The organism is Pseudomonas sp. P4_B4, assembly GCF_056402255.1.
In genome coordinates this window covers 1-18,912 of sequence record NZ_JBFUHS010000011.1, presented here as the reverse complement: position 1 = coordinate 18,912, position 18,912 = coordinate 1, and the positions used below count along the sequence as shown (strand labels likewise).

Below are 18,912 nucleotides of genomic sequence, written 5' to 3'. Positions count from 1 at the left end.
TGGTTTAGAACTCATTCACGGCATCGCAAACGTTTGCTGTCAGCCAAATTGGCAAAAGACGGCAAAGCGTCTGCGTGAGGGCGGAAAATCCGCCCCCCGGCATTTCTGGCTAATCGGTTATTTTTCTATGCTGACACCCGAGAAAACGTTGCGACCGAACGGGCTCACTTTGAACCCTTCGATTTTGGCGCTCAGCGGCTGGTTGACCGTTGAGTGGGCGACGGGCGTGATCGGCACTTGCTGCTTGAGCAACTGCTGCGCCTGTTTGTAGAGCAGGGTGCGCTGGTCGCGGTCGGTGACGACCTTGGCCTGCTTGATCAGCTTGTCGTAAGCCGGATCACACCACATCGAGTAGTTGTTACCGCCAATGGCATCGCAGCTGTAGAGGGTGCCCAGCCAGTTGTCCGGGTCCCCGTTGTCACCGGTCCAGCCGATCAGGCTGATGTCGTGCTCGCCATTCTTGGTGCGCTTGATGTACTCGCCCCACTCATAGCTGACGATCTTGACCTTGAGGCCGATTTTCGCCCAGTCAGCCTGGAGCATCTCGGCCATCAACTTGGCGTTGGGGTTGTACGGACGCTGGACCGGCATGGCCCAGAGGGTGATTTCAGTGCCTTCCTTGACGCCGGCAGCCTTGAGCAGCTCCTTGGCTTTTTCCGGGTTGTAGGCGGCGTCCTTGATCGTGTCGTCGTAGGACCATTGCGTCGGCGGCATGGCGTTGACCGCCAGTTGCCCCGCGCCCTGGTAGACGGCATTGAGAATGCCTTGCTTGTTCACTGCCATGTCCAGCGCCTGGCGCACTTCGAGCTGGTCGAACGGTTTGTGGCGCACGTTGTAGGCGATGTAGCCGAGGTTGAAACCAGGCTTCTCGATCAGTTGCAGGGCCGGGTCGTTCTTCAGTGCGGTCACATCGGCAGGGCGCGGGTGCAAGGTGATCTGGCACTCGCCGGCCTTGAGTTTCTGCACGCGTACCGAGGCGTCGGTGTTGATGGCGAAAATCAGGTTGTCGAGCTTGACCCGGCTCGGGTCCCAGTAATGCTTGTTACCGGTGTAACGGATGTTCGAGTCTTTCTGGTAGCTCTTGAACACGAACGGCCCGGTGCCGATCGGCTTCTGGTTGATGTCGCTCGGCTTGCCTTCGGCCAGCAGCTTGTCGGCGTATTCGGCCGAAAGGATGGCGGCGAAGCTCATGGCGATGTTCTGGATGAACGCGGCGTCCACGCTATTGAGCGTAAAGACCACGGTCAGCGGCCCGGTCTTTTCGACCTTGGCGATGTTCTTGTTCAGGCTCATCCCGTTGAAGTACGGAAATTCTGTCGGATAAGCCTTACGGAAAGGTTGTTGCGGGTCGAGCATGCGATTGAAGGTGAACAGCACGTCATCGGCGTTGAAGTCGCGGGTCGGTGTGAAGTACTTGGTGGTATGAAACTTCACCCCTTCGCGCAGGTGAAAGGTGTATTTGAGGCCGTCCTCGGAAATATCCCAGCTCGTGGCCAGGCCCGGTACGACGTTGGTCGCACCTTTTTCAAACTCTGCCAACCGGTTGTACAGCGGCTCGGCAGCGTCGTTGTCGGTCGCAGTGGTGTACTGCGCCGTGTCGAAACCGGCGGGACTGCCTTCGGAGCAGAACACCAGGCTGTTGTTGGCGGCCTGGCTGATGGAAGTGGCAGCCAATAGGCCGGTGCCCAGCAATGCGGATAAAACCAAGGTATGGCGCATAACGCTCCCTTTTCTCTCAAAGTGTTGTCAATGAGCCGCCGTCCCGTACGCAGACGTAGAGGCATCACTTATTTCAAGCCACGCACGCAGCAGTAACCGATGACCCACGCATGCACTGGTCGGATCCCGACGGTATGAGCCACGGGTCCGGCAGTAAATGCGTAGAGTCCTAAAGACTCGTAGGAAATGGCAACGCGTCCTCGCCCGATGCTGTAGTCAGCTGCGGATTTGGATGTAGGCGAATTCCTGCTTTCTCGGTAGATAAAGCAACGGCGACGTCAGAAACGTCGCCGTTGCAAAACCTTATTTGCTGACGCTGACGCCGTAGAAGGAGTTCAAGCCAAATGGGCTGATCTTGAAGTCCTGCACGTTGGCGCGCATGGGTTGGAACACCGTCGAGTGAGCGATAGGTGTCATCGGCACAGCATCCTTGAGGACGTGTTGCGCCTGCTTGTACAGTTCGGTGCGTTTGCCTTGGTCCGAAGTGCGCTTGGCTTGCTTGACGATGTCGTCAAACTTCTTGTCGCACCATTTGGAGAAGTTGTTGCCTTCCAGCGAGTCGCAGCCGAACAGCACGTTCAGCCAGTTGTCCGGATCACCATTGTCGCCGCTCCAGCCAATCAGCATCGCCTGGTTCTCGCCACCTTTGGAGCGCTTGATGTACTCGCCCCACTCGTAGCTCTGGATCTTGACCTTGAGGCCGATCTTGGACCAGTCGGACTGCAGCATTTCTGCCATCAGTTTGGCGTTCGGGTTGTATGGACGCTGTACCGGCATCGCCCACAGAACGATCTCGGTGCCCTCTTTCACGCCGGCTTCCTTGAGCAGCGCTTTGGCTTTCTCAGGGTTGTACGGCGCATCCTTGATGGTGGTGTCGTAGGACCACTGGGTCGGCGGCATGGCGTTGACGGCCAGTTGACCGGCACCCTGGTACACGGAGTCGATGATCTGTTGCTTGTTGACCGCCATGTCCATTGCCTGACGCACCTTCAGGTCGGCCAACGGGTTCGCATCCGTTTGCCCCTTGACCTTGGGCATCACGTTGTAGGCGATGTAGCCCAGGTTGAAACCGGCCTGGTCAGGCAGTTTCAGGTCCTTGTCTTCCTTGAGCGCCTTCAGGTCGGCCGGACGAGGGAACAGGGTGACCTGGCACTCGTTCTTCTTCAGCTTCTGGATACGTACCGACGGGTCGGTGGTGATGGCGAAGATCAGGTTGTCGATCTTCACGTCGTCAGGCTTCCAGTAGTCCTTGTTCCCGGTGTAGCGGATGTTGGAGTCTTTCTGGTAGCTCTTGAACACGAACGGGCCGGTGCCGATCGGCTTCTGGTTGATGTCGGCGGTCTTGCCTTCCTTGAGCAGCTGGGCAGCGTACTCGGCGGACTGGATCGAGGCGAAGCTCATGGCCATGTTCTGGATGAACGCGGCATCAACGTCTTTGAGGGTGAACTTGACCGTGTGGTCGTCGACTTTATCGATCTTGGTGATGTTGGTATCCATCCCCATGTCGGTGAAGTACGGGAATTCGGTCGGGTACGCTTTGCGGAACGGGTCATCCTTGTTAATCATGCGATTAAAGGTGAACAGCACGTCGTCGGCGTTGAACTCACGAGTCGGCTTGAAATACGGGGTGGTGTGGAACTTGACGCCTTCACGCAGGTGGAAGGTGTAGCTCAGGCCGTCATCGGAGATGTCCCACTTGGTCGCCAGCCCAGGAATAACGGCGGTGCCGCCGCGCTCGAACTGGGTGAGGCGGTTGAACATGGTTTCTGCTGAGGCGTCGAAGTCGGTTCCGGTGGTGTATTGACCTGGATCGAAACCGGCCGGGCTCCCTTCGGAGCAGAACACCAGGTTAGTCGCTGCTTGGGCGAACGGTGCGCTGGCTAGCAAGCTTGCGCCAACTAAAAACGGAATGACCGCGTGTTTAAGCATGGTGGCCTCATGATTTGTTGTCATTTTTGGAATTAGAGGACGACCTCGTGAGTCGTGCCTGCGGATACTTATGCAGGGGCCATACCCAATGCAAGATCCAGAGTGACTACAAGCCTTAAACGGTGGTACGAACGTACCTTAATGTCGCATTTGTATAAATTCTGCCGCATTTAACCGTTTGCGCGGCATTTTTACGGTGCAAACGACGCACTTTCACGGTGCGTCCTGAGCGCTGGGTGCTCCCGATCAGGGCGGGGTGTTACTTATTTATACCCCGTTTTGTGCGGTGGGTATGGCGTGAATAAGAGTGGTTATTGTTGCACCGATAGTGGCCAATCAATCTCAGTTGCACCCGGTGCAACTGCCGGCTTTTCCCGGTGGACTCTCCAGTTATAGCTCATGCCTGAAAACTACCCAAAAAAAACGGCGATCATCTGAGTGATCGCCGTTTTTTGTTCAGGGCCTATCGACTCAAGGCATCAGCACTTCAATCGAGCCATCCGCGGTCATGCTGACCTGGCTGGTGCCGGCTTCGATATCCGGCGTCACCGGTGCGCTGTCCATGGCGGCGGCTTTCATCATCATCGGCGCGCGCAGGTAAGGTTGTGGATAACCGTTGCTGTTGAGGTTCAGGTTGACGATTTTGTAGCTCTTGCCGCCAAGGGCGTCGGTGGCCAGTTGGGCGCGGGCCTTGAAGGCGGTCACGGCGTCCTTGAGCAGGGCGTCTTCGCTGGCCTTGCGGGTCGGGGTGGCGATGGCGAAGTCCATGCCGCCCATTTTCAGGTCGGTGAGCAGTTCGCCGGTCAGCTTCGACAGCACGGCGAAGTCCGAGCTTTCCAGGCGCAATTCGGCACGCTCGCGCCAGCCGGTGATTTTCTGGCCCTTGGTGTCGTAGATCGGGTAGCTGTTGCGGCTGCCCTGACGCAGGGTGATGTCCTTGACTTGCTTGGCCCGGGCCAGCGCCTTGTTCATGGTGGTGCTGACGTCGGCGGCGAGTTTGGCCGGGTCGCTGTTCTGTTCTTCGGTGTAGAGGGTCACGATCATCAGGTCGCGGGCCACTTCCTGATTGACTTCAGCGCGCAGGGAAATCTGGTTGTAATGAAGCTCGTCGGCGGCCAGGGCCGGGAGGCTGGCGACGGTGCCAACACTCAGGGCGAGGAGGGCGGCGCTGCGGCGGAATGTGTGCATGAAGGCTCCTTGAAAGGTGCGCAGGGGTATGGTCCGGGCCTGCGTGAAACCATCAGACTCTATGGAGCAGCGGCAAGTTTCAAGCTGCAAGCCACAAGCTACAAGCTACAAGCTTTTATCTTGTGGCTTGCAGCTTGAAACTTGTAGCTGCTTCTCTGTGTCCTTTTGCCGCACTTTTGCCTGTCAGCCCCCGCGCTTGGTTATACTCCCTGCGATCCGCCTGGAGCGCTCATCAGGAGAGCTCATGCTCGCCCCCGTTCAAATCACTTCCGCCACTCGCCAGAACCTCTGGCGGCTGACGTTCATCCGCACGTTGGTGCTGGCCGCCCAGGCCGGTTCCGTTGGCCTGGCCTACTGGCTCGAATTGCTGCCGCTGCCCTGGTTTCAACTGGCTGCGACCCTCGGTTGTTCAATGCTGCTGTGCGTGTTCACGGCCATTCGCCTGCGCACCTCGTGGCCGGTGACCGAGCTTGAATACGCCGTGCAACTGGCCTGCGACCTGTTTATCCACAGTGCCTTGCTGTATTTCTCCGGTGGTTCGACCAACCCCTTCGTCTCCTATTACCTGGTACCGCTGACCATTGCCGCAGTGACGTTGCCATGGCGTTATTCGGTGATCCTGTCGGGTATCGCACTGACGATGTACACGCTGTTGCTGGCGCAGTTCTATCCGCTGCAAACCTTCCCGATCGCTCGGGAAAACCTGCAGGTCTACGGGATGTGGTTGAGCTTCGCCCTTGCCGCCGCAGTGATCACCTTCTTCGCCGCACGCATGGCCGAAGAGCTGCGTCGCCAGGAAGAGTTGCGCGCCATTCGTCGCGAAGAAGGCCTGCGCGATCAGCAACTGCTGGCCGTCGCCACCCAGGCCGCCGGTGCGGCCCATGAGCTGGGCACGCCGCTGGCGACCATGAGTGTGCTACTCAAGGAAATGCGCCAGGATCATCATGATCCGATGTTGCAGGACGACCTGAGCGTGCTGCAGGATCAGGTCAAACTGTGCAAGCAAACCTTGCAGCAACTGGTGCGCGCCGCCGAGGCCAATCGCCGGTTGGCGGTGGAGATGCAGGACGTCACCGATTGGCTTGATGAAGCCCTCAATCGCTGGCACCTGATGCGCCCGGAAGCCAGTTATCGCTTCCAGCGCCTTGGCCAGGGCGCAGTACCGCGCATGGCGCCGCCGCCAGACCTGACCCAGGCTTTGCTGAATCTGTTGAACAACGCTGCCGATGCCTGCCCCGAAGGGCTGCAAGTGACGCTGGACTGGGATTGGGAAAACCTCACCATCAGCATTCGTGACCATGGCGCCGGTGTGCCGCTGGCCATCGCCGAGCAAATCGGCAAGCCGTTTTTTACCACCAAGGGCAAAGGCTTCGGCCTGGGCCTGTTTTTGAGCAAGGCCAGCGTGACACGCGCCGGCGGCTCAGTGAAACTCTACAGTCATGAGGAAGGCGGCACGCTCACCGAGCTGCGCCTGCCCCGTGTCGCCCGAGGAGACGAACATGAGTGAAGAGATCCAAGTCGAAGGCGAGGAACTGCCGCATTTGTTGCTGGTCGATGACGACGCCACATTCACCCGCGTCATGGCCCGCGCCATGGCTCGCCGCGGTTTTCGCGTCAGCACCGCCAGTTCCGCCGAGGAAGGCCTGGAGCTGGCCAAGGCCGATCTGCCGGATTACGCCGCCCTGGACCTGAAGATGGACGGCGACTCCGGCCTGGTGCTGCTGCCCAAGTTGCTGGAAATGGACCCGGAAATGCGCGTGGTGATCCTCACCGGTTATTCGAGCATTGCCACCGCGGTCGAGGCGATCAAGCGCGGTGCCTGCAACTACCTGTGCAAGCCGGCGGACGCCGACGACGTGCTGGCGGCGCTGCTGTCCGAACACGCCGACCTCGACAGCCTGGTACCGGAAAACCCGATGTCCGTGGACCGCCTGCAGTGGGAGCACATCCAGCGTGTGTTGACCGAGCATGAAGGCAACATCTCCGCCACGGCCCGAGCCCTGGGCATGCACCGCCGCACCCTGCAGCGCAAACTGCAGAAGCGTCCCGTTCGCCGCTGAACCTGCGCTGAACGAATGCGGGCCGTATCTCACGACAAACCGAACCGATCATCTATGATCGGTTCGTGCGTGTACTTTTCTCTATCGAGCCTTATCCATGAATCAGAACGCTGAGTATTCCGCGGTCAACGACGCCGTGCGCGGGCAGTTTTTTCGCAAAGTGTGGGCGATGATCACGCCTTACTGGCGCAGTGAAGAGAAGGTCAAGGCCTGGACGCTGCTGATCGCGGTGATTGCGCTGTCGCTGATCAGCGTGGGGATCTCGGTGTGGTTCAACACCTGGTACAAGGACTTCTACAACGCCCTGCAAAAGAAGGACGAGGCAGCGTTCTGGCAACTGATCCTGTACTTCTGCGCGATTGCGGCGGTGGCGATCGTCGGCGCGGTGTACCGTCTGTACCTGACGCAGATGCTGACGATCCGCTGGCGGGCGTGGCTTACTGAAAAGCACTTTGCACGCTGGCTCGCCGACAAGAATTACTACCAGCTGGAGCAGGGCGGTTACACCGATAACCCGGACCAGCGGATTTCCGAAGACCTCAATAACTTCACCTCCAACACCCTTGAGCTGGGTATCGGGCTGCTGCGCAATATCGTCAGCCTGGTGTCGTTCTCGATCATTCTGTGGGGCGTGTCGGGCAGCATTGAAGTCTTCGGCATCACCATTCCCGGCTACATGTTCTGGTGCGTGCTGGTTTACGCGGTGGTAGGCAGCTGGTTGACGCATTTGATCGGTCGTCGCCTGATCGGCCTGAACAACCAGCAACAACGCTTCGAAGCCGACCTGCGTTTCTCCATGGTGCGGATTCGTGAAAATGCCGAAAGCATCGCGTTGTACAACGGCGAACCGAACGAAAATCGTCGGTTGAGCGGCCGCTTCGGGATGGTCTGGCATAACTTCTGGGACATCATGAAGGTGTCCAAGCGCCTGACGTTCTTCACCGCCGGTTACAGCCAGGCCGCCATCATCTTCCCTTTCATGGTTGCCGCGCCGCGTTACCTTTCCGGCAAGATCGAACTGGGCGAGCTGATGCAAATCAGCTCGGCATTCGGCAATGTGCAGGAAAGCTTCAGCTGGTTTATCAGTGCGTACCAGAGCCTCGCTTCCTGGCGCGCCACCTGCGATCGTCTGCTGAGTTTCCATCAGGCCATGCGCGACAACGAAGAGCGTGCGCCGGCCATCGACGTACAGAATTCGGGCTCGATGCTGAAGGTGCACAACCTCGGCCTCGACCTGGCTGAAGGTCGTCACCTGCTGACCAACGCCGACATGACCGTGAAGGAGGGCGAGCGTGTGATGCTCAGCGGTCGCTCCGGCAGCGGCAAGTCGACCCTGCTGCGGGCGATGGGGCATCTGTGGCCGGCCGGTCACGGCAGCATTCGCCTGCCATCGGCGCGCTACCTGTTCCTGCCGCAAAAACCGTATTTGCCGATTGGCACCCTGCGCGATGTCCTGAGTTATCCACAGCCCGGCGATACCTATCCGAACGAGCGCTACGCGCAGGTGCTGGAAACCTGCCGCTTGCCACACCTGATTGCCCGTCTCGACGAAGCCAACCACTGGCAGCGCATGTTGTCGCCGGGTGAGCAGCAGCGCCTGGCCTTTGCCCGTGCGCTGCTTTATGCACCGCAATGGCTGTATATGGACGAAGCGACCTCGGCGATGGACGAAGAGGATGAAGCGTCGTTGTACCAGGCGCTGATCGATGAGTTGCCGGGGCTGAGCATTGTCAGCGTCGGCCATCGCAGCAGCCTGAAGCGCTTCCACCCGCGGCACATTCGTATCGAGAATGGCCATCTGGTGGACCAGGCTGTGACTGCATAAACACCACAAATCCCAATGTGGGAGCGGGCTTGCTCGCGATGCGGAGTGTCAGACATTTAAATATTGAATGTCGTACCGCTATCGCGAGCAGGCTCGCTCCTACAAGGTGATCGTACAACCGCGTTGCGCTATGATGCGCTTTCAGCCGCCGAATTTTTCGAGACAGATGTTCACCATGGAAAACCCGAACGACGCACCACGCCTCCCACGCAAGCGCCGCAGCCTCGCTCAGGAACTGGTGACGGTGCTGTCCGAGCAGATCCGCGACGGCCATCTCAAGCGTGGCGACAAGTTGCCCACCGAGTCGGCCATCATGGATGCCCATGGCGTCAGCCGCACGGTGGTGCGCGAGGCGATTTCCCGTTTGCAGGCGGCAGGGCAAGTGGAAACCCGCCACGGTATCGGCACCTTCGTGCTCGACACGCCGAGCCCGAGCGGTTTCCGAATCGACCCGGCGACCGTGGTGACCTTGCGCGATGTGCTGGCGATCCTGGAATTGCGCATCAGTCTGGAAGTGGAGTCCGCTGGGCTGGCGGCGCAACGTCGCAGCCCGGAACAGTTGGCCAACATGCGCGCCGCCCTCGATGCGTTGAATGAAAGTGCCGCTCACGCCAGTGACGCCGTGGCTTCGGACTTCGCCTTTCACCTCGAAATCGCGCTGTCTACCGGTAATCGCTATTTCACCGACATCATGACCCACCTGGGCACCAGCATCATTCCGCGCACACGGCTGAACTCCGCGCGCCTGGCCCATGACGACCAGCAGCACTACATGAGTCGCCTGAGCCGTGAGCACGAAGAAATCTACGACGCCATTGCCCGTCAGGATTCCGATGCGGCGCGGGCCGCCATGCGTTTGCACCTGACCAACAGCCGTGAGCGGTTGCGTCATGCCCATGAAGAGGCTGAGGCGCAGCGGGGGTAAGTAATCTGCCCTTGTCCTCCATCGTCTGACCTACCGCTATCGCGAGCCATAAAACAAATCCAGTAGCTTTCCCGCATCTTCCGACAACGTATCTCTCAATCGACCGTTTATCACGGTGCTCGCAACTGTCCTTCCCTCGTGGAAACCCGCTAAAACTCAGGCCAACAGCCTTTCTTGTCGAACAATTTTCACCCCCGGCGATGAAATGCAGTTGACGGTTGTATTTTAAGTTGTACGATAACCTACAACTTCAGCGCGGGCTGAACGGTTTTCTCACACAACGTCGCTATCCAGGGTGTTCGAATAATGAATCCACAAGAACTGAAGTCCATCCTCTCAGCCGGTCTGCTGTCTTTCCCGGTCACCGATTTCAATGCTCAGGGCGACTTCAATCGCGCGGGTTACATCAAGCGTCTCGAATGGCTGGCCCCATACGGCGCCTCGGCGCTGTTCGCCGCGGGCGGCACCGGTGAGTTCTTCTCTCTGGCGGCCAGTGAATATTCGGAAATCATCAAGACTGCGGTCGACACTTGCGCCACCAGCGTGCCAATCCTGGCCGGTGTGGGCGGTTCGACCCGCCAGGCCATCGAATACGCTCAGGAAGCCGAGCGTCTGGGCGCCAAAGGCCTGTTGCTGCTGCCGCACTACCTGACCGAAGCCAGCCAGGACGGCGTTGCCGCCCACGTTGAAGCCGTGTGCAAATCGGTCAACATCGGCGTGGTGGTCTACAACCGTAACGTCTGCCGCCTGACCGCGCCGCTGCTGGAACGTCTGGCCGAGCGCTGCCCGAACCTGATCGGCTACAAGGATGGCCTGGGTGATATCGAGTTGATGGTGTCGATCCGCCGCCGCCTCGGTGATCGCTTCAGCTACCTGGGTGGCTTGCCGACCGCCGAAGTCTACGCCGCGGCCTACAAGGCACTGGGCGTGCCGGTCTACTCCTCGGCGGTGTTCAACTTCATTCCGAAAACCGCGATGGATTTCTACCACGCCATCGCTCGTGAAGATCACGCCACCGTCGGCAAAATCATTGACGACTTCTTCCTGCCGTACCTGGACATCCGTAACCGCAAGGCCGGATATGCCGTGAGCATCGTCAAGGCCGGGGCAAAAATTGCCGGCTACGACGCAGGTCCTGTGCGTGCACCGCTGACCGATCTGACCGGCGAGGAGTATGAAATGCTCGCTGCGTTGATCGACAAGCAGGGTGCGCAGTAACACATCCGATTAAGTAAGGCCGCTGAGCAATCAGCGGCCTTTTGCGTGAGGAGATCTTCAAGTGGCTGATTCAAAGCGTTTCGATAACTACATCAACGGCGAATGGGTTGCCGGTGGCGACTATTCGACCAACATCAACCCGTCCGAACTGAGCGACGCCATCGGCGACTACGCCAAGGCTGATCTGGTTCAGGTCCGCGCCGCCATCGACGCCGCCCGTGCCGCGTTCCCGGCCTGGTCCACTTCCGGCATTCAGGCGCGTCACGATTCCCTGGACAAAGTCGGTACTGAGATCCTCGCCCGTCGCGAAGAGCTCGGCACCCTGCTGGCCCGGGAAGAGGGCAAGACCCTGCCTGAAGCCATCGGCGAAGTGACCCGCGCCGGTAACATCTTCAAGTTCTTCGCCGGCGAATGCCTGCGCCTGTCCGGCGACTATCTGCCGTCGGTGCGTCCGGGCGTCAACGTTGAAGTCACTCGCGAAGCCTTGGGCGTGGTCGGTCTGATCACCCCGTGGAACTTCCCGATTGCCATTCCTGCGTGGAAAATCGCCCCGGCCCTGGCCTACGGCAACTGCGTCGTGCTGAAACCCGCGGACCTGGTTCCGGGTTGCGCCTGGGCCCTGGCCGAAATCATCTCCCGCGCAGGCTTCCCGGCCGGTGTGTTCAACCTGGTGATGGGCAGCGGTCGTGTGGTTGGCGATGCACTGGTCCACAGCCCGAAAGTCGACGGCATCAGCTTCACAGGTTCCGTGGGTGTCGGTCGTCAGATCGCCGTCAGCTGCGTATCGCGTCAGGCCAAGGTCCAGCTGGAAATGGGCGGCAAGAACCCGCAGATCATTCTCGACGACGCCGACCTCAAGCAAGCGGTCGAGCTGTCGGTACAGAGCGCGTTCTACTCCACCGGCCAGCGTTGCACCGCTTCCAGCCGCTTTATCGTCACCGCTGGCATCCACGACCAGTTCGTCGAAGCCATGGCCGAGCGTATGAAGTCGATCAGGGTCGGCCATGCATTGAAGGCGGGTACCGATATCGGGCCGGTGGTCTCGCAAGCGCAGCTTGAACAGGACATGAAGTACATCGATATCGGCCAGTCCGAAGGTGCGCGTCTGGTCAGCGGCGGTGGTCTGGTGACGTGCGACACCGAGGGTTACTTCCTTGCGCCAACCCTGTTTGCCGACAGCGAAGCTTCGATGCGCATCAGCCAGGAAGAGATCTTCGGCCCGGTGGCCAACATCGTCCGCGTAGCCGATTACGAAGCCGCGCTGGCCATGGCCAACGACACCGAGTTCGGGCTGTCGGCGGGCATTGCCACCACCTCGCTGAAGTACGCCAACCATTTCAAACGCCACTCCCAGGCCGGGATGGTGATGGTCAACCTGCCGACCGCCGGTGTGGACTACCACGTTCCGTTCGGTGGGCGTAAAGGTTCATCCTATGGATCACGTGAGCAAGGTCGCTATGCGCAAGAGTTTTACACGGTCGTAAAAACTGCCTACATCGGATCGTAACCCCGCTGCACCCGCGCAAGGCCCTTGCCTAAGGCCTTGCGCGGCATATGAATCTTGAATGTTTTACCCGCATAAAAATAATCAGTGGGAGTACATCTACATGCAATCGACCAAGCCGACTCACGTCCGCTATTTGATCCTGCTCATGCTGTTTCTGGTGACCACGATCAACTACGCCGACCGCGCAACCATCGCAATCGCCGGCTCCAGCCTGCAGAAAGACCTGGGCATTGATGCCGTTACCCTCGGCTACATCTTCTCCGCATTCGGTTGGGCTTACGTGGCCGGGCAAATCCCCGGTGGCTGGCTGCTCGACCGTTTCGGTTCGAAAAAAATCTACGCACTGAGCATCTTCACCTGGTCGCTGTTCACCGTGCTGCAGGGTTATGTCGGCGAGTTCGGCATGTCCACCGCAGTGGTTGCGCTGTTCATGCTGCGCTTTTTGGTGGGGCTGGCCGAAGCGCCATCCTTCCCCGGTAACGCGCGTATCGTGGCGGCCTGGTTCCCGACCGCTGAACGCGGCACTGCCTCGGCTATCTTCAACTCCGCGCAGTACTTCGCCACAGTGCTGTTCGCACCGCTGATGGGCTGGATCGTCTTCACCTTCGGCTGGCAGCACGTGTTCATTGTCATGGGCGTGATCGGCATTGTGTTCTCGCTGATCTGGCTGAAAGTTATCCACAGCCCGCGCCAACACCCGATGATCAACGATGCCGAGTTCAAGCACATCGCCGACAATGGTGGCATGGTCGACCTGGATCAGGACAAGGCCAAAGGTTCGGCCAAACGCAGCGAAGGTCCGAAATGGGACTACGTGCGCCAGTTGCTGACCAACCGCATGATGCTGGGCGTGTACCTGAGCCAGTACTGCATCAACGCCATCACTTATTTCTTCCTGACCTGGTTCCCGGTGTACCTGGTGCAGGAACGCGGCATGACCATTCTCAAGGCCGGTTTTATCGCGTCCTTGCCGGCGATCTGCGGCTTCATCGGTGGTGTGCTCGGCGGGGTGATTTCCGATTACCTGCTGCGCAAAGGCCATTCCCTGACCTTCGCCCGTAAAGCGCCGATCATTGCCGGCCTGCTGGTTTCCAGCAGCATTGTGGCTTGCAACTATGTGGACATTGAATGGATGGTCGTGGGCTTCATGGCCCTGGCGTTCTTCGGTAAAGGCGTGGGCGCGCTGGGCTGGGCCGTGGTCTCCGACACCTCGCCGAAGCAGATCGCCGGTCTGAGTGGCGGCCTGTTCAACATGTTCGGCAACATCGCCTCGATCACTACCCCGATCGTCATCGGCTACATCATCAGCTCCACCGGTTCGTTCAAGTGGGCGCTGGTGTTCGTCGGTTGCAACGCTTTGGTCGCGGTGTTCAGCTATCTGGTCATCGTGGGCCCGATCAAACGCGTGGTGCTCAAAGAGCCACCAGCGAACGGTACTGAAGCCCCTGGCAAATTGTCTCAAACGCATTCCTGAGGAGCGGCGTCATGCAGTTGATTGAACATTCCGACTCGCCGCGCTACATCCGCCTTCACGAGCGGGATAACGTAGTGATCGTCGTCAATGATCAGGGCGTACCGGCCGGTACCGAGTTTGCGGACGGCCTGGTTACCGTGGACTTCGTGCCACAGAGCCACAAGGTCACCCTGGAAGACATTCCCGAAGGTGGCCAGGTGATTCGTTACGGCCAGGTCATTGGCTATGCCTTGCAGCCGATTCCCCGCGGCAGTTGGGTCAAGGAAGATCAACTGCGCATGCCGACCGCGCCACCGCTGGACAGCCTGCCGCTGTCCACCGACGTGCCGGCCGCGCAAGCACCGCTGGAAGGCTTCACCTTCGAGGGTTATCGCAACGCCGACGGCACCGTCGGCACGCGCAACATTCTCGGCATCACTACCACCGTGCAGTGCGTGACCGGGGTGCTGGATCATGCGGTCAAGCGCATCAAGGATGAGTTGCTGCCCAAGTACCCGCACGTCGATGACGTGGTGGCGCTGACCCACAGCTACGGCTGTGGCGTGGCGATCACTGCGACTGACGCGTACATCCCGATCCGCACCGTGCGCAACCTGGCACGCAACCCGAACCTGGGCGGCGAAGCCTTGGTGATCAGCCTGGGCTGCGAGAAATTGCAGGCCGGGCAGGTGATGCACGACAACGACAGTTCGGTGGATCTCAGCGAGCCTTGGTTGTACCGCTTGCAGGATTCCAGTCACGGCTTCACCGAAATGATCGAGCAGATCATGGAACTGGCCGAGACACGCTTGAAGAAGCTCGATCAACGTCGCCGGGAAACCGTGCCGGCGTCCGAGCTGATCCTCGGCATGCAATGCGGCGGCAGTGATGCGTTCTCCGGCATCACCGCCAACCCGGCGCTTGGTTATGCCTCGGACCTGTTGCTACGGGCCGGTGCGACGGTGATGTTCTCCGAAGTCACCGAAGTGCGCGATGCCATCTATCTGCTGACCTCCCGTGCGGAAAACCAGGACGTCGCCCAGGAACTGGTGCGGGAAATGGACTGGTACGACCGCTACCTGGCCAAGGGCGAGGCGGATCGCAGTGCCAACACCACGCCGGGCAACAAGAAGGGCGGGTTGTCGAACATTGTCGAGAAGTCCCTAGGCTCGATCGTCAAGTCCGGCAGCAGCGCGATCAACGGCGTGCTTGGCCCTGGCGAGCGTTTCAAGCGCAAAGGCCTGATCTTCTGTGCGACCCCGGCCAGCGATTTTGTCTGCGGGACCTTGCAACTTGCGGCAGGGATGAACCTGCATGTGTTCACCACCGGTCGCGGCACGCCTTACGGGTTGGCCATGGCGCCGGTCGTAAAGGTATCGACCCGGACCGAACTGGCGCAACGCTGGCCGGACCTGATCGATATCGACGCCGGGCGCATTGCCACCGGCCGCGCATCGATCGAGGAACTGGGTTGGGAGCTGTTCCACTACTACCTGGACGTGGCCAGCGGCAAGAAACAGACCTGGGCCGAGCAGCACAAGCTGCATAACGACATCACCCTGTTCAACCCGGCGCCGATTACTTAAGACCGAGTCGCCTGCTTCGCGAGCAAGCCCGCTCCCACACTGGATTGTCGTCGCGCACAAATTTTGTGTTCGACACTGATCAAATGTGGGAGCGGGCTTGCTCGCGAAGGCGATCTAGCAGGCGCCGAAGTCTTCAGTGGCTTATCATTAGCCCCCTAACGACGCCCACCCCAAGGTCCTCCCGGTATGCTGGCAATTTTCCTCGAAACCCTGGATATCACTGCGCCGGTATTCGCCATGCTGTTCCTGGGTGTGCTGCTCAAGCGCATCGACTGGATCAACGACAACTTCATCCATACTGCGTCGTCCCTGGTGTTCAACGTCACCATGCCGGCGTTACTTTTTCTGGGCATCCTGCATGCCGACCTGCACGCGGCGTTGCAGCCGGCGCTGCTGATCTACTTCTCCGTGGCGACTCTGGTGTGTTTTGCCATCGCCTGGGGCTGGGCGATCTGGAAGTGCCCGCGGGAAGATCGGGGGATCTACACCCAGGGTGCGTTTCGCGGTAACAACGGGGTCATCGGCCTGGCGCTGGCGGCAAGCATGTACGGCGACTACGGGATTTCCCTTGGGGCGATCCTGGCGGCGCTGGTGATCCTGTTCTACAACACCCTCTCGACCATCGTGCTGGCGGTGTACAGCCCGGTGATCAAGTCCGATCCGTGGAGCATCTGCAAAAGCGTGTTCAGCAATCCGCTGATCATCAGCGTGATTGCGGCTGCACCGTTCGCCTATTTCAAGATCGGCTTGCCGGGCTGGCTGGAGACCTCTGGCCGGTATCTGGCGCAAACCACCTTGCCACTGGCGCTGATCTGCATCGGCGGCACGCTGTCCCTGGCGGCACTGCGTAAAAGCGGCAACATGGCGCTGAGTTCAAGCCTGGTGAAGATGATCGGCTTGCCGGTACTGGCGACGCTGGGGGCGTGGTTGTGGGGTTTTCGCGGGGCGGAACTGGGGATTCTGTTCCTGTACTTCGGCAGCCCGACCGCCGCTGCCAGTTTCGTCATGGCCCGGGCGGCAGACGGCAATCACGAGTTGGCGGCGGCGATTATCGTGATCACCACGCTGATGGCGGCGGTCACCACCAATATCGGGATCTTCTTTTTGCAGTGGGGTGGGTGGATCTAGCCTGACTCAGGCAGTGTTCTTTAGAACCATTCGCGAGCAGGCTCGCTCCCACATTTGGAATGCATTCCCCTGTGGGAGCGAGCCTGCTCGCGAAAGCGTCAGATCAGTCACTCTGGCTTCTGGTAACTGTCGATCACTTCCTGCGCCGCCCTGAACGCATCGATCGCCGCCGGCACGCCGGCATACACCGCGCAATGTAGCAGCGCCTCGCGAATCTCATCCACAGTGCAGCCGTTGTTCAGCGCACCGCGCACGTGACCTTTCAACTCCTGCGGGCACTTCAGTGCAGTCAGGGCGGCAACAGTGATCAGGCTGCGGGTCTTCAGCGGCAGGCCTTCGCGATTCCACACACCGCCCCAGGCGTGTTCATTGACGAAATCCTGCAGCGGCTGGGTGAATTCGGTGGCATTGCCCAGTGCGCGGTCGACGAAGGCGTCGCCCATCACTTGGCGGCGGACTTCAACGCCGGTTTTTTTATTCTCGGTCATGGGACTTCCTTCTTATGGTGTTGGCGATGCCAGGCGCGTAGTGACGTGAACAGCAAAAACGCCACCAACGCCGGCAGGACGAAAAACAGCATCAAGTGTTCCAGCTTGCCGGCCAGTGGCATGCCGGTGGTGAACGACACCACGTGCAGCCCATACGCCAGGTACAAACCCAGAAACAGCAGGCCTTCGGCGCGAGTCACCCGGTAACCGGAATAGAATACCGGCAGGCACAGCGCCGCGACGCTGAGCATCACCGGCAGGTCGAAATCCAGGGCGTTGGGCGACACCGACAGCGGCGACGGCGCCACCAGCGCGGTAAAGCCGAGCACGCCCAGGAGGTTGAACAGGTTGCTGCCAATCACGTTGCCCACGGCAATCTCGCGCTCGCCGCGCATTGCCGCGATCAACGAAGTGGCGAGCTCAGGCAGTGATGTGCTGACGGCGACGATGGTCAGGCCGATGATCCGCTCCGACAACCCAAGATCGGTGGCGACCGCAACCGCTGCACCCAGCAGCAAGTGCCCGGCGTACACCAGCATCGCCAGCCCGGCGATGATCATCAGCACGCTGCTCAGCCATGACGCTTGCACGTTGTGATCATGGCTCGATACCGGGCGTGCCGAATGTCGCGACTGGCGCAGCAACAACCGCAGGTAAATCGCCAGTGCCGTCAGCAACATCACGCCGTCGGCACGGGTCAGTTCTTCATTCCAGGCGAGTACGAACACCAACAGGCTGGCGCCGATCATCAACGGAATATCCAGGCGCACCAATTGCCGGGAAACTCGCAAAGGAATGATCAGCGCAGACAACCCGAGGGTGACGAGGATGTTGAAAATGCTGCTGCCGATCACACTGCCAACGGCGATGTCGGCATTGTGCGCCAGGGTCGCTTGCAGGCTGACCGCCATCTGCGGTGCGCTGCTGCCGAGGGCGACGATGGTCAGGCCGATGATCAGCGGGCGTATGTGCAGCCGCGCGGCGATGCGTACGGCGGCGCGCACCATCAATTCGGCGCCGACAATCAGCAGGAGCAACCCGCTGAGCAATTCGATCACGCTGATCAGGGGTAAATCGGCTAATCCGAAAATGGTCGGGGCTCCATCGGTCAGTCGTCGAGGGCTTGTACGCGAACCCGTGCGGTGCCGCTTTTGAGCATGCCCAGGCGTGCGGCAGCTTCATGGGATAGGTCGATCAGACGGCCACGGGTGTGCGGCCCGCGATCATTGATACGGACCACGCAGGATTTGTCATTATTCAGATTGGTGACCTTCACCCGTGTACCGAAGGGTAGCTGGCGATGGGCGGCGGTCATGGAATTCTTGTCGAAGCGCTCGCCGTTGGCGGTGCGTTTGCCTTGGTGTTTGGCGCCGTAGTACGAAGCCACGCCAGTTTTGTCGTAGCCGTGTGGATCGACGGTGTCGGTGCTGGCGCAACCGGCCAGGAGCGAGAGGAGGGCGCAGGCGCTCAGTAGACGCTTCATTTGGGCGTTCCAAAAAACAAATGTGGGAGCGGCGGTGCGACGATTCGACTTGCTCGCGAATGCATTCTGACAGTCAACATTGAATTGAGTGCCGAACCGCATTCGCGAGCAAGTCGAATCGTCGCACCGCCGCTCCYACATCTATGGTTACCCCCTTTTCTGCAATACTGTTGTTGATGTCGTGTTTGGCTTGCTTTCATCTATCCGGCGTCTGAGTTGGGGTTGTCGCCCCGCGCCTCGATGAGAATCGATGCCCAACGACCCTAATTAGTGGAACGGCCTTTCAGCCGTGTGAGAGCCCAGGGTTGTCGTCAGGCCGGTTGGCCGTTCACGTCATCAGTTATCCAGCATCGCAAAACCAGGTGGGTGGTGCTTGGGCAAAACCAGGTGGGTGGTGCTTGGG

15 protein-coding genes are annotated in these 18,912 nt (G+C 59.8%); 9 read left to right on the top strand and 6 right to left on the bottom strand.

The genetic code is table 11. The features are described from left to right. Positions 1–117 precede the first annotated feature (117 nt). The 3 genes from AC1DVE_RS13865 to AC1DVE_RS13855 form a co-directional block, all read right to left on the bottom strand. Positions 118–1,719 carry an ABC transporter substrate-binding protein gene (locus AC1DVE_RS13865; protein WP_223454120.1) on the bottom strand — a complete coding sequence of 534 codons (1,602 nt, stop codon included), beginning with the start codon at positions 1,717–1,719 and terminating at the stop codon, positions 118–120. 303 nt (positions 1,720–2,022) lie between these two features. Continuing rightward, positions 2,023–3,648 (bottom strand): ABC transporter substrate-binding protein, encoded by a 1,626-nt coding sequence (locus tag AC1DVE_RS13860; protein WP_223454118.1) that lies wholly within the window; start codon positions 3,646–3,648, stop codon positions 2,023–2,025. 471 nt (positions 3,649–4,119) lie between these two features. Then, the gene (locus AC1DVE_RS13855) at positions 4,120–4,836 is read right to left on the bottom strand and encodes an SIMPL domain-containing protein (protein WP_223454116.1); all 717 of its coding nucleotides are present in this window, start codon (positions 4,834–4,836) and stop codon (positions 4,120–4,122) included. A 244-nt stretch (positions 4,837–5,080) separates the two neighbouring features. On the opposite strand from AC1DVE_RS13855, the gene AC1DVE_RS13850 reads away from it, so the two are divergent. From AC1DVE_RS13850 to AC1DVE_RS13810, 9 genes are all read left to right on the top strand, one after another. Then, positions 5,081–6,343, top strand: coding sequence for an ATP-binding protein (locus tag AC1DVE_RS13850; RefSeq protein WP_223454114.1), 1,263 nt, complete (start codon positions 5,081–5,083; stop codon positions 6,341–6,343). Continuing rightward, on the top strand, positions 6,336–6,896 hold the full coding sequence (locus AC1DVE_RS13845; RefSeq protein WP_007981466.1) for a response regulator transcription factor: 561 nt from the start codon (positions 6,336–6,338) through the stop codon (positions 6,894–6,896). Before AC1DVE_RS13850 ends, AC1DVE_RS13845 begins: the two co-directional genes overlap by 8 nt. Positions 6,897–6,993: 97 nt before the next feature. Next, the gene (locus AC1DVE_RS13840) at positions 6,994–8,721 is read left to right on the top strand and encodes an ABC transporter ATP-binding protein/permease (protein ID WP_223454112.1); all 1,728 of its coding nucleotides are present in this window, start codon (positions 6,994–6,996) and stop codon (positions 8,719–8,721) included. 175 nt (positions 8,722–8,896) lie between these two features. After that, positions 8,897–9,646, top strand: a complete 750-nt coding sequence (locus AC1DVE_RS13835) for a FadR/GntR family transcriptional regulator (RefSeq protein WP_008018739.1) — start codon at positions 8,897–8,899, stop codon at positions 9,644–9,646. Between the two features lie 306 nt (positions 9,647–9,952). Further along, on the top strand, positions 9,953–10,864 hold the full coding sequence (gene kdgD, locus AC1DVE_RS13830; protein ID WP_007981458.1) for a 5-dehydro-4-deoxyglucarate dehydratase: 912 nt from the start codon (positions 9,953–9,955) through the stop codon (positions 10,862–10,864). Between the two features lie 61 nt (positions 10,865–10,925). Next, positions 10,926–12,371 (top strand): aldehyde dehydrogenase family protein, encoded by a 1,446-nt coding sequence (locus tag AC1DVE_RS13825; RefSeq protein WP_223454109.1) that lies wholly within the window; start codon positions 10,926–10,928, stop codon positions 12,369–12,371. A gap of 100 nt (positions 12,372–12,471) precedes the next feature. Beyond that, positions 12,472–13,845, top strand: a complete 1,374-nt coding sequence (locus AC1DVE_RS13820; RefSeq protein WP_223454108.1) for an MFS transporter — start codon at positions 12,472–12,474, stop codon at positions 13,843–13,845. 11 nt (positions 13,846–13,856) lie between these two features. Then, on the top strand, positions 13,857–15,410 hold the full coding sequence (gene garD, locus AC1DVE_RS13815; protein ID WP_223448107.1) for a galactarate dehydratase: 1,554 nt from the start codon (positions 13,857–13,859) through the stop codon (positions 15,408–15,410). Positions 15,411–15,596: 186 nt separating this feature from the next. Further along, positions 15,597–16,538 carry an AEC family transporter gene (locus tag AC1DVE_RS13810; RefSeq protein ID WP_223454104.1) on the top strand — a complete coding sequence of 314 codons (942 nt, stop codon included), beginning with the start codon at positions 15,597–15,599 and terminating at the stop codon, positions 16,536–16,538. A gap of 107 nt (positions 16,539–16,645) precedes the next feature. Here the strand turns inward: AC1DVE_RS13810 and AC1DVE_RS13805 are convergent, their stop codons facing one another. The 3 genes from AC1DVE_RS13805 to AC1DVE_RS13795 are packed head-to-tail and all read right to left on the bottom strand — an operon-like array spanning position 16,646 to position 18,509. Next, a complete protein-coding gene (locus tag AC1DVE_RS13805) occupies positions 16,646–17,026 on the bottom strand; it encodes a carboxymuconolactone decarboxylase family protein (protein ID WP_223454102.1) in 381 nt (126 codons plus the stop codon). Then, a complete protein-coding gene (locus tag AC1DVE_RS13800) occupies positions 17,023–18,084 on the bottom strand; it encodes a calcium/sodium antiporter (RefSeq protein ID WP_223454100.1) in 1,062 nt (353 codons plus the stop codon). Before AC1DVE_RS13800 ends, AC1DVE_RS13805 begins: the two co-directional genes overlap by 4 nt. A 50-nt stretch (positions 18,085–18,134) precedes the next feature. Next, positions 18,135–18,509 carry a septal ring lytic transglycosylase RlpA family protein gene (locus AC1DVE_RS13795; protein ID WP_218429275.1) on the bottom strand — a complete coding sequence of 125 codons (375 nt, stop codon included), beginning with the start codon at positions 18,507–18,509 and terminating at the stop codon, positions 18,135–18,137. Between the last annotated feature and the right edge of the window lie 403 nt (positions 18,510–18,912).